The sequence below is a fragment of the Heliomarina baculiformis genome (genome assembly GCF_019966545.1).
Classification (GTDB): domain Bacteria; phylum Pseudomonadota; class Alphaproteobacteria; order Rhodobacterales; family Rhodobacteraceae; genus Heliomarina; species Heliomarina baculiformis.
In genome coordinates, this window is record NZ_JAIMIC010000014.1 from 13,958 (window position 1) to 26,118 (window position 12,161).

Annotated in this window: 14 protein-coding genes; 2 read left to right on the forward strand and 12 right to left on the reverse strand. The window is 61.1% G+C overall.

Features of this window, described 5'->3' with window-relative positions; genetic code table 11:
• Nucleotides 1–70: 70 nt before the first annotated feature.
• The 11 genes from MF268_RS22340 to MF268_RS22390 all read right to left on the reverse strand — a co-directional run bounded on the left by MF268_RS22340 (nucleotide 71) and on the right by MF268_RS22390 (nucleotide 10,746).
• Complete coding sequence (locus MF268_RS22340; RefSeq protein WP_273545143.1) at nucleotides 71–862, reverse strand: amino acid ABC transporter ATP-binding protein; 792 nt, start codon at nucleotides 860–862, stop codon at nucleotides 71–73.
• Nucleotides 863–873: 11 nt separating this feature from the next.
• The gene (locus tag MF268_RS22345) at nucleotides 874–2,172 is read right to left on the reverse strand and encodes an amino acid ABC transporter permease (protein ID WP_238373005.1); all 1,299 of its coding nucleotides are present in this window, start codon (nucleotides 2,170–2,172) and stop codon (nucleotides 874–876) included.
• Nucleotide 2,173: 1 nt separating this feature from the next.
• Nucleotides 2,174–3,412 (reverse strand): amino acid ABC transporter permease, encoded by a 1,239-nt coding sequence (locus tag MF268_RS22350; RefSeq protein ID WP_238373006.1) that lies wholly within the window; start codon nucleotides 3,410–3,412, stop codon nucleotides 2,174–2,176.
• 139 nt (nucleotides 3,413–3,551) lie between these two features.
• Nucleotides 3,552–4,568 carry an amino acid ABC transporter substrate-binding protein gene (locus tag MF268_RS22355; RefSeq protein WP_238373007.1) on the reverse strand — a complete coding sequence of 339 codons (1,017 nt, stop codon included), beginning with the start codon at nucleotides 4,566–4,568 and terminating at the stop codon, nucleotides 3,552–3,554.
• Nucleotides 4,569–4,805: 237 nt separating this feature from the next.
• Nucleotides 4,806–5,525, reverse strand: a complete 720-nt coding sequence (locus MF268_RS22360) for an ATP12 family chaperone protein (RefSeq protein WP_238373008.1) — start codon at nucleotides 5,523–5,525, stop codon at nucleotides 4,806–4,808.
• Complete coding sequence (locus MF268_RS22365) at nucleotides 5,522–6,199, reverse strand: HAD-IA family hydrolase (RefSeq protein ID WP_238373009.1); 678 nt, start codon at nucleotides 6,197–6,199, stop codon at nucleotides 5,522–5,524. The genes MF268_RS22360 and MF268_RS22365 overlap by 4 nt, the downstream gene beginning before the upstream one ends.
• Nucleotides 6,193–7,248 carry an RluA family pseudouridine synthase gene (locus MF268_RS22370; protein ID WP_238373010.1) on the reverse strand — a complete coding sequence of 352 codons (1,056 nt, stop codon included), beginning with the start codon at nucleotides 7,246–7,248 and terminating at the stop codon, nucleotides 6,193–6,195. Before MF268_RS22370 ends, MF268_RS22365 begins: the two co-directional genes overlap by 7 nt.
• Nucleotides 7,245–7,625: a fluoride efflux transporter CrcB gene (crcB, locus tag MF268_RS22375; protein ID WP_238373011.1), complete on the reverse strand. Its 381-nt coding sequence runs from the start codon at nucleotides 7,623–7,625 to the stop codon at nucleotides 7,245–7,247. Before crcB ends, MF268_RS22370 begins: the two co-directional genes overlap by 4 nt.
• Before the next feature lie 54 nt (nucleotides 7,626–7,679).
• Entirely contained in the window at nucleotides 7,680–8,021 is a 342-nt protein-coding gene (locus MF268_RS22380; RefSeq protein ID WP_238373012.1) for a RidA family protein, read from the reverse strand.
• Between the two features lie 4 nt (nucleotides 8,022–8,025).
• Nucleotides 8,026–9,348, reverse strand: a complete 1,323-nt coding sequence (locus tag MF268_RS22385) for a replication-associated recombination protein A (protein WP_238373013.1) — start codon at nucleotides 9,346–9,348, stop codon at nucleotides 8,026–8,028.
• A 3-nt stretch (nucleotides 9,349–9,351) separates the two neighbouring features.
• On the reverse strand, nucleotides 9,352–10,746 hold the full coding sequence (locus tag MF268_RS22390) for a trypsin-like peptidase domain-containing protein (RefSeq protein WP_238373014.1): 1,395 nt from the start codon (nucleotides 10,744–10,746) through the stop codon (nucleotides 9,352–9,354).
• Between the two features lie 119 nt (nucleotides 10,747–10,865).
• On the opposite strand from MF268_RS22390, the gene MF268_RS22395 reads away from it, so the two are divergent.
• Nucleotides 10,866–11,099 (forward strand): hypothetical protein, encoded by a 234-nt coding sequence (locus MF268_RS22395; RefSeq protein ID WP_238373015.1) that lies wholly within the window; start codon nucleotides 10,866–10,868, stop codon nucleotides 11,097–11,099.
• A gap of 42 nt (nucleotides 11,100–11,141) precedes the next feature.
• Nucleotides 11,142–11,612 carry a host attachment family protein gene (locus MF268_RS22400; protein WP_238373016.1) on the forward strand — a complete coding sequence of 157 codons (471 nt, stop codon included), beginning with the start codon at nucleotides 11,142–11,144 and terminating at the stop codon, nucleotides 11,610–11,612.
• A 70-nt stretch (nucleotides 11,613–11,682) separates the two neighbouring features.
• Here MF268_RS22400 and rplQ read toward each other — a convergent pair whose 3' ends face one another.
• Entirely contained in the window at nucleotides 11,683–12,102 is a 420-nt protein-coding gene (gene rplQ, locus MF268_RS22405) for a 50S ribosomal protein L17 (protein ID WP_238373017.1), read from the reverse strand.
• Between the last annotated feature and the right edge of the window lie 59 nt (nucleotides 12,103–12,161).

The window sequence follows — 12,161 nt, forward strand, 5'->3', positions numbered from 1 at the left end:
CGCCCGGGTGTGCGAAACGCAAAACGCCCCGACGCGGTGCCGGGGCGTTAGGAGTTAGAGGGCTCAGAGCTCAGTGGCCGAGAATCTGGCTCAGGAAGAGCTGGGTCCGCGGACTTTGCGGGTTCTTGAAGAACTCTTCCGGTTCGTTCTGTTCGACGATCTGCCCTTGGTCCATGAAGATCACCCGGTTGGCGACCTGCCGTGCGAAGCCCATTTCATGGGTCACGCAGAGCATGGTCATGCCCTCTTCGGCGAGCTCGATCATCGTGTCGAGCACTTCCTTGATCATCTCCGGGTCGAGCGCGGAGGTGGGTTCGTCGAAGAGCATGATACGCGGGCGCATGCAGAGCGAACGGGCGATCGCCACGCGCTGCTGCTGACCGCCCGAGAGCATGCCGGGGTATTTATGCGCCTGATCCGGGATCTTGACCTTTTCGAGGAAGTGCATCGCTGTCGCTTCCGCCTCTTTCCGGGGCGTCTTGCGCACCCAGATTGGGGCCAGCGTGCAGTTTTCGAGAATGGTCAGATGCGGGAAGAGGTTGAAGTGCTGGAAGCACATGCCCACCTCGGAGCGGATCTTGTCGATGTTCTTGAGATCCGAGGACAAGAGCGTACCATCGACCGTGATCGAGCCTTTCTGGTGTTCCTCGAGCGCGTTGATGCAACGGATGAGGGTCGATTTCCCCGAGCCCGAAGGCCCGCAGATCACGATGCGCTCGCCCCGGTAGACGGTCAGGTCGATGTCGCGCAGCACGTGGAAAGCCCCATACCACTTGTTCATCTTCTGGATCGAGATCGCGACCTCGTCGGAGACCTCCATCTTGGGGGTCTCGATTTTCTGGGTTTCAGCGGTGTCAGCCATGAGGGGACTCCTTAGCGATGATCTGTCGCGAGACGGCGTTCAAGCCACTGCGAATATTGAGAGATGCCGTAGCAGACGACGAAGAACAGCAGGGCTGCAAAGCCGAGGAGTTCCCAGTAGACGCCGTTCCATTCGGTCGAGGCGAGGATCGGGCCGCGTATCATGCCGACGAGGTCGAACATGGAGATCACCGAGACCAGTGTCGTGTCCTTGAACAGGCCCACGGCGATGTTGACGATACCGGGGATCGAGATCTTGAGCGCCTGCGGCAGGATAATCAGCCGCATGGCCTGGGCATATTCCAGACCAAGACTGTCGGCCGCCTCGTACTGACCCTTGGGCAGGGCGGCGAGGCCACCCCGGATCACCTCGGCGATATAGGCGGAGGAAAACATGGTGATCATGATCACCACCCGGAGGAACAGGTCGACATTGGCTTCGGGCGGGAAGAAATAGGCCAGCATCACCGAGGCCACGAAGAGCAGCGTGATCAGCGGCACGCCGCGGATGAACTCGATGAAGATGACGCAGATTCCCTTGATCAGCGGCATCGAACTCTGCCGGCCCAGCGCGAGGGCGATCCCGAGGGGGATCGACAGGGACACGCAGGTCACGCCCAGCATCAGGTTCAGCATGAAGCCGCCCAGATCGCGCGAAGGTACGGCCGCCAGCATCGGGTTGGCAGGAGCAAGCGCCTCCGTGATGAAACCGCCGATATACCAGACGATCAGCGCGGCGACGATGCCGCCGAAGAACCCGGTTGCAAAGCTTTGCGTAACGAAACGGCTGTAGACGAGATAGCCGCCGACCACGCCAAGGAGGGCCACGATGGGAACAAGGATGCTGCCGCCCCAGATCAGCCAGAAGGCGATGAACGGGTAGAGCGCGGTGAAGATCAGCAGCTTGCGCGGCAGATCGAAGAACAGCACCGGTGCTGCGGCGACGAAAAGCATTACCAGGGCCAGCGTTGGCCGCCAGTACAGCTCGCTTGGATATTTGAACCCGAAGAGGAGCTGGTTCCAGCGTTCGGACAGCACCGAGAAACAGGCGCCTGTTTCGCCGGCCAGAACCTCGCGGCATTCCGACAGCGAGGAGGTGGTCCAGACACCACCCAGAATCCACGGCAAGGTTGCGGACAGGATAAGGTAGATGACGAACAGCGCGGCGATGGTCAGCAGCGCATTGGCCCATGTGGCAAAGAGGTTTTCACGCAGCCATTTGACCGGGCCGGTTTCATTGGCCGGCGCGGGAGCGGCGGGAATTGCCGTGTCGCGGACGAAGGCAACGGACTGTGCATGTGTATCGGACATCTCAGCGCTCCTTCAGCTTAATGGTGTTGTTGTAAACGTTCATCCCTGCCGAGATCAGCAGCGAGATGACGAGGTAGAACAGCATCAGCAACAGCACGCATTCAATGGCGCGTCCGGTCTGGTTCAGGGTGATCCCGCCCAGCGTTGCCGTGATGTCGGCATAGCCCACCGCGATGGCGAGGGACGAGTTCTTGGTGATGTTGAGATATTGCGAGATCAGCGGCGGGATGATCACCCGAAGCGCCTGCGGCAGCACCACGAGGCTCATCACGCGGCGCGGACGGATGCCAAGCGCCGAAGCGGCTTCGGTCTGACCTTTGGAGACCGACAGGATACCCGCGCGGACGTTTTCCGCGATGAAGGCGCCGGTATAGATCGACAGCGCGAACCAGAGGGCGATCAGCGGACCACCGACCTTGAGGCCACCGCCAAAGTTGAAGCCTTTGAGGACGGGCACATCCCATGACAGCCCAAGCAGAAGGCAAAGCAGGATGATCGGCACGAACCAGATGGCGAGATTGATCCAGAGCGTCTTGGGTCGGACGCCGGTCTTTTCCTGAATGTTGTTCGCACGATGCGTCACGGCGCGGGTCGCAAAGAAGGACCCGACCAGAACTGCGATCGCCAGCAGCCAGTTGAAGATACTGCCTTCCTCGCCGCCGATGCCGTGCGTGAAATAGGGTCCGGGCACATAAACGCCACGGTTGGTGAAAGCGAAAAGATTGAACAGCATCGAACTGTCGGGATCGTCGCCGCGGAAAGCGCTGGGGCTGGGCATGACCGCCGTCATGATCGTGAAGATGATGATGATCCAGATCAGTACCGGGATGTTCCGGAAGACCTCGACATAGACTGCCATCAGCTTGCGCACGAGCCAGTTGTTGGAGAGGCGCAGCACACCGGCGAGGACGCCGAACACCGTCGCCGTCACACAGGCGAGGAAGGCGACCAGCAACGTGTTGAGAATGCCGACCATGGCGGCACGGAAGTTGCTGGACTGGCTGTCATACTCGATCAGTGTCTGGTTGATGTCATAGCCTGCAGGGCTGCCCAGAAACTCGAACGAGATGTTCAGACCGGCTTCGCGCAGGTTGAAGGCGAGGTTGCGGTAGAGATAGGCCAATGCGAGTGCAAGCACGAGCGCCGCGATGACCTGCAGGGTCATCGACCGATAGCGAGTATCGTACAAGAGCATAGATAGCCGGAATTCGCCCTTGGGAGGGTCAGTAATTGTCGTCATGTGACGTCCCTGTCTGGCTCTGCGATCTTTTCTGCCGGCCAGGTATATCCCGGCTCAATGAAGATCGTGTTTTGTTTATCTTCTTGGTCTTATTGCGAAAAAGGCGCAGGTGTTATCCTGCGCCTTTCCCGAAGAGTTCTTAGCGGAAGGGCGGCGAGTAGAGCAGGCCGCCATCGGTCCACTGAGCGTTCAGGCCGCGGGCCAGACCGATCGGAGTGGTTTCACCGATGTTCTTCGCGAAGATTTCGCCGTAGTTGCCGTTTGCCATGATCGCGCGCTTGGCCCATTCGAGGTCAAGGCCGAGCATCTCGCCAAGGGTACCCTCGGTGCCGAGCAGACGGTTGATTTCCGGGTTGTCGGTGCCGCTTGCCAGCTCACCGATGTTGGCCGAGGAAACACCGTATTCTTCAGCGGCGATCAGCGCGTTCAGGGTCCAGCGAACGATATCACCCCATTCGTTGTCGCCGTGGCGGACAAGCGGGCCGAGCGGCTCTTTGGAGATGATTTCCGGCAGCAGGACGTGCGCAGTCGGATCTTCGAAGGTGGCGCGGGTTGCGGCCAGACCGGATGCGTCCGTGGTGTAAACGTCGCAGGCACCGGCAAGGTACTGCTGCTGCGCTTCGGCGTTGGTTTCGATCGGAACCGGCTCGTAGCTGATGTTGTTGGCGCGGAAGAAGTCCGCGAGGTTCAGCTCGGTGGTGGTACCGGTCTGGATGCAAACGGTGGCGCCGTCGAGATCCTTGGCCGAGGACACGCCCAGCTCTTTCGGGATCATGAAGCCCTGACCGTCGTAGTAGTTCACGCCGACGAATTCGAACTTGAGGTCGACATCGCGCGAGAAGGTCCAGGTGGTGTTACGCGCCAGCATGTCGATCTCGCCGGAAGCAAGAGCGGTGAAGCGTGTCTTGCCGGTGGTCGGAACGAATTCGACGGCGGAAGCGTCACCCAGAACGGCAGCGGCGACGGCACGGCAGACGGCAACGTCAAAACCGTTCCACTCACCATTGGCGTCAGGCGCCGCAAAGCCAACGAGACCGGTCGTCACGCCGCAGTTCAGCTTACCGCGCGCCTTGACGTCTTCCAGCGTCGTTGCGGCCGCTGCACCTGCTGCCAGGCCGGCAACGGTTAGCGCGCCTAAGAATACGGATTTCTTCATTTTTACCTCTTCCTGATTTTTCCGCCTCGTAGCGGGCGACTAGTTGGCATTTTATATGCCGAACGAAATATCTAAGGGCGTTCACTCCCCCCTTAGTGCGCCCAAGTTTGGGCGGATTCATCAACAAACGTCAAGGGACTGATCAAACAAAACGATTTCACGAGCCCGGCAAAATCACCTGTTTGTGCAGGAGTTACGGCCCCGATCACACCTGTCCTTACGTCACCCGCGCGTGGCTCACTCTTCGTCGGGACGCGACAAATCGTAGAATCGTTTGGCGTGAACAAAGGCCTGATGCTTGATCTCAGCCATCTCGGCGGCCTCGTCATCCGCGCCCCATTGTTCCTCTTGCCAGAGCTCGTCCAGACGCGACAAGTTCCAGAGTTCGTCGATTCCGCGCTCATTTCGCGCCGCCGCAAAACCGATCACCAGCGAGCCGGAGAGGCTGACAAGATCGTGAAACCCGGTCAGTTCGAAATGGGACATTTCATGCACAAGGGCGGACAGGCGAGCCATGGCCGCTTCATCCTGCGGGGCGTGCATGACGCCAACGCGCGGCTTGAGTCGTACGCCTAAATTTTCAGCAACCCAGTCGAGCAATGGATCCCAAGCAGCGCTTTCCCGAGCGACCAACTCGTCGGGCGCGTCCGCGCGATAACAAAGCAGATCGCTGTCGCCGTAGCCCGTTAGCATATCTGCGACCTCGGCCTTTTGCGGTGCGACCTTGTCGAGCGCCGAATTCGCGGACCGTGTAAAGGGCATGGAAAGCGGGTTGATCACGCCTTCCTGTTCGTCCCATTCCCGGGCGATTTCCGCCGCCATGTCTGCACCGGGAACAACCAATAACGTCTTGTTCGGCGTTTTCACCGAACGACCGTCAAGGAGAACCGTGTACCCGCCCTCGGCCTCGGCAACCTCCGCTGCCTTCCAGAACCGGCGTGCTTTCCATTCGCTCATGCGGTAACCTTCCAGATCTGTTCGAGCACCCCCGGCAAACCGGCGAAATCGTCCAGCACATGCGGCGTCGCCTTGGAAAGCTCTCCGGGTGCGTGATAGCCCCAGCCGACACCGATCCCGGTGACACCGGCATTGCGGGCCATTTCCATGTCATAACTCGTATCGCCGATCATTACGGCATCCCCGGCCTCGCAGCCGGACTCGGCCAGCGCGGTCAGGATCATAGACGGATGCGGTTTGGACGGGTGGTCATCCGCCACCTGCGTCGTCACGAAATGTTTTGCCAACCCGTGATCGTCGAGTAACGCGGTAAGACCCCGCCGCGATTTGCCAGTGGCGATACCCAGCAACACGTCATCGCGAGCGGCAAGTCTTTCAATCACCTCGAGCGCACCGGGATAAAGCGGCGAGCCCGCCGCCGCGCCGGTCTGCGCGCGGTGCGTTGAATAGGCGTTGCGATAACCTGCGACAAGCGCATCGCGCTCTTCCAGCGGGCGCTCGGGCACCAGCCGGAACATGGCCTGATCCAGCGACAGGCCAACAATCGACAGGATCGCGGCCCGGTCCGGCGCGGGCATGTCGAGGCTGGCGAATGCCGCCGTCATCGCGCCAAGGATCGTGGCCTGGCTGTCGACCAGCGTGCCGTCCACATCGAAAATGACCAGTTTCACCATTGCTCCCACGCTTCGTCGTCAAACGGGTCTTCTGGCACTTCGCGGGTGTCCCACTGGAACGTGTCCCATGTATGCTGCATGTGATCGGGCAGAGGCGCGGTGATATGCAGCTTTGCCTTGGAGACGGGATGTTCAATCGTCAGCGAGCGTGCATGCAGGTGGAGTTTTTTGGAAATGTCACCGCCCAGCTGCGCGCCCCAGCCATCGCCAAGGTTTTCCTGCGCCGAGCCACCATATTTGCCATCCCCAATGATCGGGTGGCCCAGCTCGGCCATATGCGCGCGCAACTGGTGGGTCCGCCCCGTGATCGGCGTTAGGGCCATCCAGGCGGCCCGTTTCGCCGCCGCTTCGAGCACCATGTATTCGCTGACCGCGCGTTTTGCGCCCGGCGTGTCGTCGATGTCGCGGGGATGGACGTTGACCATCTTCTCCCCCTCGCCTTTCGTCCCGTGGCCCGGCGCCTTGACCAGACCAGTCTTGATCGTTCCGGCCTTGGGATGCGGCACGCCCCCCACCACGGCCCAGTAGATCTTGCGCGTTTCGCGATGCCGGAAGCTGGCGGTCAGATCCGCCGCGACCGAACGGGTCCGCGCCAGCAGCAGAACGCCCGAAGTATCCTTGTCGATCCGGTGTACAAGACGCGGTTTCTCATCGAGGTCAAACATCAGCGCCTCGGCCAGCCCGTCCACGTGACGCGTCTGGCCCGATCCACCCTGCACGGCCAGACCGGGCGGCTTGTTCAGCGCCATTACGTGATCGTCGCGATAGATCACGCAAGACCGGATCATCTTGGCATCCGCCTCGGAAACTCGGGTCGGCGCTGGGGCCGGACGGTTGTCGCTGTCGGGCAGCGGCGGGATGCGTACCTGCTGGCCGGGCATCAACCGCGTTGCGCCCTTGACCCGCCCGCCATCGACGCGAAGCTCGCCCTTCCGGCACATCTTTTCGATGCGCCCCTGGCTGACATGGGGGAACATGCGGCGCAGCCAGCGGTCAAGCCGCTGATCGCCGTCATCATCCGCTACCGTGATCATCTGTACGCCGCTCATGCCCAGAGCCCTTTCGTCAGAAACATCCCAAACGCCAGTGCACCGATCGAAACGGCCACCGACAACAGTACATATAGGGCGGCCAAACCGGTTTCGCCCCGTTCGAACAAGGTAATTGTTTCAAGGGAAAAGGAGGAAAACGTCGTGAACCCGCCCAGTATGCCCGTCATCACGAAGGGCGCGTAATGGGTTAGGCCTTTTTCCGCGGCGGCGGTCACGAAAACGCCCATCAGGAAAGACCCGACGATATTGACCGTAATCACGCCCAGCGGCATCGCCTGCTGGCCGATCAGCCGCAGGATCGCCACGCCAGCAAGATAGCGAAGCGAGGCGCCGATGGCCCCGCCAAGGGCGACAAGAGATACGGTCTGGATCATGATCGCGCTCCCTCGCCCCTGCGGGGCCGGATGTCAAGCGGCCCTGCCCGTGGGTCAGTCGCAGGCGGCCGTGATGATGATTTCGACGCGGAACTCCTCGGTCGCGAGCTTGGATTCACCGGCGGCACGTGCGGGGGCGTTGCCTTCGGGTACCCACGCGTCCCAGACGTCGTTCATTTCGGCGAAATCGGCCATGTCGGCCATCCAGATCACCGCCTGCAGGATCTTGGTCTTGTCCGAGCCGACACGCGCCAGAAGCGCGTCGATCTGGTCGAGGCAGCCTTGGGTCTGAGCCGCGACGCTGTCGCCCTTGGAGACCTGACCGGCGAGATAGACGGTGTCGTTATGCTTGACGATCTGGCTCATCCGCTGGTTGGTGTCGAAACGTTCGATCATGGGGTCATTCCTTGTCCTGTCGCTGGCGTTCGGCGCGCTTTTTTGCGAACCAGTCCACCCGCTTTTTCAATTCGCGCTCGAATCCACGCTCGACCGGGGCATAGAGCACCGGGCGCTTGACGTCATCCGGGAAATAGTTCTGTCCGGAAAACGCATCCTCTGCATCGTGGTCATAGGCATAGCCCGCGCCATAGCCCTGATCCTTCATCATCGAGGTGGGCGCGTTCAGGATATGCTTGGGCGGCGGGGCCGATCCGGTCTTTTTCGCCAGTTGCATCGCCGCTTTGTAGGCCACGTATCCCGCGTTCGATTTCGGCGCGAGCGCGAGATAGGCAACCGCCTGCGCCAGCGCCAGCTCGCCCTCGGGGCTGCCGAGGCGTTCATAGGTTTCCCACGCGTGCTGGCAGACGGTCTGGGCCTGCGGATCGGCAAGACCGATATCCTCGATCGCCATGCGCAGGATGCGCCGCGCCAGATAGCGCGGGTCCTCGCCGCCCGTCAGCATCCTAGCGAACCAGTAAAGTGCCGCATCCGGATCGGACCCCCGCACCGATTTGTGCAGGGCCGAGATCAGGTTGTAATGCTCATCCCCCGACTTGTCGTACTTGCTGGCCCGCCGCATCAGCCGCGCGCCAAGCGCCGTCGGATCAAGGGGTGTGTCGATTTTCCATGCGGTAACCTGCTCAATCAGGTTCAAGAGCGCCCGACCGTCGCCATCGGCCATCTCGTGCAGTGTATCCCGAGCCGCGCCGGTCAGGGGCAGCGGACGGCCAAGTTCTTTCTCCGCCCGCTGGGTCAGCCGTTCAAGATCGGTCGGGGACAACCGTTCGAGAACCAGCACCTGCGCCCGGCTCAGCAAGGCGGCGTTCAGCTCGAAAGAGGGGTTCTCGGTCGTGGCGCCGATCAGCATGATGGTGCCGTCTTCCATATAGGGCAGGAAGCCATCCTGCTGCGCCTTGTTGAAGCGGTGGATCTCATCAACGAACAAAAGCGTCCCCTGCCCGTTGCCCCGGCGTATTTTGGCTGACTCGAAGACTTTCTTGAGATCTGCCACACCGGTGAAAATCGCGCTGATCTGGACGAAATGCAGATCGCTCGCGTCGGCCAGCAGGCGGGCGATGGTGGTTTTTCCAACGCCCGGGGGCCCCCAGAGGATCAGGCTGCCCAGACTGCCCGCCGCCAGCATCGCGCCCAGCGGCGCATCCGGCCCCAGCACCTGCTCCTGTCCGATCACCTCGCCCAGCGACTGCGGCCGCAGCCGGTCGGCCAGCGGACGGTTGCGTTCAGGCTCGGCGGGCGCGTCTCCCTTGTCGAACAGATCCGCCACCGGTTACAGCCGGAACCGGAGCGACAGCAGCCGCCCGGCCCTTTCCAGATCAAGCTGCACCCAGCGGCCCGGATCGCCGAGTACCTCTTCGACCTCGACGGTCGTCTCGACCGGGTCGCCGTTGATCGCGCGGATGATGTCGAGCCGTTTCAAGCCGGCCCGCGCGCCATAGGGGCCGGTGTCGGTGATCAGGACACCGTTGATGTCGAGCGGCAGACCATAACGCGCGATCAACGCCGGATTGATCCGCGCGACCTGCAACTGCGGCAACACCGTATCGTCGCTCAGCGTAAGTTCCTGCGACGGGGGCGTGTCGGGCGCGGGTCCCATCGCGACTTCGATCTCGGCGGCGCGACCATCGCGGACGCGGGTCACCATGGCGGTATTGCCGATCCCGGTGACGGTCATGCGAAAGATCATTTCGGACGGCGAATTGACAGGCTGCCCGGCCACATAGGTGATCACGTCGCCAACTTCGAAACCGGCGGCGGCAAAGGGGCTGTCGGCGTGGAGGTCCGAGATGATGATTCCATCCGGTACGCTCAGCCCCAGCGACGCGGCAAGGTCGCTGTCCACCGGCTGACCGGCCATGCCAGCCCAGGGCCGCTGGAAATCCTCCTCGCCATCGCGGGCCTGCTTGACGAATTCCGCGACAAGGTTTGACGGGATGGCGAACCCGATCCCGTTGGACCCGCCCGAGCGGCTGAGGATCGAAGTATTGATTCCGATCAGCGCACCGTTCACGTCGATCAACGCCCCGCCCGAGTTGCCCGGGTTGATCGGCGCGTCTGTCTGCAGGAAATAGCCGCGCGCGTTCCCGGTTGCCATGCCGGATCTCGCCAAACCCGAAACGATCCCGCTGGTCACGGTCTGCCCGACCCCAAAGGGGTTGCCGATGGCAAGCGCCAATTCGCCGACCTCGACGTGATCGGAATCGCGCAACTCCAGATGCGGCAGATCGGTCGCGCCGTCGAGTTGCAGGATCGCCAGATCGGATTCCTGATCGGCCAACACAACATGGGCCGAATATTCACGACGGTCGGTCATCACGACGCGGATGTCTGTTGCCTGTCCTACCACGTGAAAATTCGACACGACGATACCATCCGCGGAAAGGATCACGCCGGACCCAAGCGAGTTCTGGACCCGCGGTTGCGGCTTGCCAAAGCCCTGAAAGAACTGTTCGAAAAACGGATCGCCCGCAAAGGGGCTGGCCTGCGCCTCGACCACGCGGCGCGCGTAGATGTTGACCACCGCCGGAGCGGCACGTCGGACCAGCGGCGCAAAGCCAATCGCGATTTCGGCCTCGCTCTGCGGTATCCGGGTTTCCGCCGTGACCGGCTGCGCGATCAGCGCCGGTGTGACCAAAAGCAAGGTGGCAAGCAGAATATTTCGCATTCGTAACCCTCCGAGATAGCCCCTGATATGCGCAGCCCGACCGGGTTTGCAAGCCATCAGCAGTGGAACAATCGCCGCGCCGAGTGGTTGTTTCCTTGAACCACCAAAGGAGGCTCGACATGGCTGAGAGACACCGTTCGAAGGATGGAACCCGCGAAACCGAAAAATTCATCGACGATACCGAGACGCCGGATCAAGGCGGCCGCGCAGGCGGCAATCTGGAACGCAAGGTCGGCACCAGAGACCTGCTGAAACGCGCCGAAAAAGGCGACGACGCAGGGGCCACTCGTGTGCACAAATCCGATGAGAAAGGCCAAGGCAATCTTGGCGGTCACCACGGAACCGGCAGCTAACTCACCCCGTTTCGACCAGACGCGACATTAATGGAGGCAATCATGGCCAAAATAAAAGAAAACACTTGGGTTGTGGTAACCGATAGCGAAAAGGCACTGTTCCTGCGCAACCTCACCGATCACGAGAACCCCAATCTCGACATGATGGAGAGCGAAGAGCAGGAAAACCCTTCGGATCGGGAACAGTCGGCAAACCGGCCGGGACGGATGAACGACACTGGCGTGCAGCAGCGGTCTTCGATGGACGACACCGATTGGCACGAGCTTCAAAAGGAACGCTTTGCAAGCCACTTGTCCGATATCCTGTACGAAAAAGCCCATAAGGGCGAATTCGAAAGGCTGATCATCGTGGCTTCGCCTCAGGTATTGGGCAACCTGCGTGACGATATGCACAAGGAAGTGACCGACAAGATCGTGGCGGAAATTCCAAAGACACTGACCAACCACCCGATCAACAAGATCGAGGAGCTTGTCAAAAAGGAACTCGACGAACGTGAAAGCGAGTTGACCTGACATACGTTGGATAGAACAAAAAAAGGCGCCCTCTTTCGGGCGCCTTTTCTTATTCCTGATCCCGAAGAATTTATTCGTCGGCGTCTGCCATTTCAGCGACGCGCGCCTTGTCTGCGGCGCCTTTAGCGTCGCGGTCGCGGTCAACGAATTCGATGATCGCCATCGGAGCCATGTCGCCATAGCGGAAACCGGCTTTGAGGACGCGGACGTAGCCGCCCTGACGGTCCTTGTAGCGCGGGCCCAGAACGTCAAAGAGTTTCGCGACGTACTGATCTTCTTTCAGCTTGGACGCAGCCTGACGACGGGCGTGCAGGTCGCCGCGCTTGGCGAGCGTAATCATCTTTTCGATGATCGGGCGAAGTTCTTTTGCCTTGGGCAGGGTTGTCTTGATCTGCTCATGTTCGATGAGCGAGCCAGCCATGTTCGCGAACAGCGCCTTGCGGTGTTCATGGGTGCGGTTGAGGCGGCGGTAACCACGTGCGTGACGCATTTTCTAGTTCCTTCTCAGCTTATGCTTTGTACGACCGCCGATGCGTGTCAGCGGTTCTG

Excerpts from the sequence above, each read along its gene's own strand:
- MF268_RS22340 (WP_273545143.1), bottom strand. The coding sequence starts at position 862 with ATGGCTGACACCGCTGAAACCCAGAAAATCGAGACCCCCAAGATGGAG.
- MF268_RS22345 (WP_238373005.1), bottom strand. The coding sequence starts at position 2,172 with ATGTCCGATACACATGCACAGTCCGTTGCCTTCGTCCGCGACACGGCA.
- MF268_RS22350 (WP_238373006.1), bottom strand. The coding sequence starts at position 3,412 with ATGACGACAATTACTGACCCTCCCAAGGGCGAATTCCGGCTATCTATG.
- MF268_RS22355 (WP_238373007.1), bottom strand. The coding sequence starts at position 4,568 with ATGAAGAAATCCGTATTCTTAGGCGCGCTAACCGTTGCCGGCCTGGCA.
- MF268_RS22360 (WP_238373008.1), bottom strand. The coding sequence starts at position 5,525 with ATGAGCGAATGGAAAGCACGCCGGTTCTGGAAGGCAGCGGAGGTTGCC.
- MF268_RS22365 (WP_238373009.1), bottom strand. The coding sequence starts at position 6,199 with ATGGTGAAACTGGTCATTTTCGATGTGGACGGCACGCTGGTCGACAGC.
- MF268_RS22370 (WP_238373010.1), bottom strand. The coding sequence starts at position 7,248 with ATGAGCGGCGTACAGATGATCACGGTAGCGGATGATGACGGCGATCAG.
- crcB (WP_238373011.1), bottom strand. The coding sequence starts at position 7,625 with ATGATCCAGACCGTATCTCTTGTCGCCCTTGGCGGGGCCATCGGCGCC.
- MF268_RS22380 (WP_238373012.1), bottom strand. The coding sequence starts at position 8,021 with ATGATCGAACGTTTCGACACCAACCAGCGGATGAGCCAGATCGTCAAG.
- MF268_RS22390 (WP_238373014.1), bottom strand. The coding sequence starts at position 10,746 with ATGCGAAATATTCTGCTTGCCACCTTGCTTTTGGTCACACCGGCGCTG.
- MF268_RS22395 (WP_238373015.1), top strand. The coding sequence starts at position 10,866 with ATGGCTGAGAGACACCGTTCGAAGGATGGAACCCGCGAAACCGAAAAA.
- MF268_RS22400 (WP_238373016.1), top strand. The coding sequence starts at position 11,142 with ATGGCCAAAATAAAAGAAAACACTTGGGTTGTGGTAACCGATAGCGAA.
- rplQ (WP_238373017.1), bottom strand. The coding sequence starts at position 12,102 with ATGCGTCACGCACGTGGTTACCGCCGCCTCAACCGCACCCATGAACAC.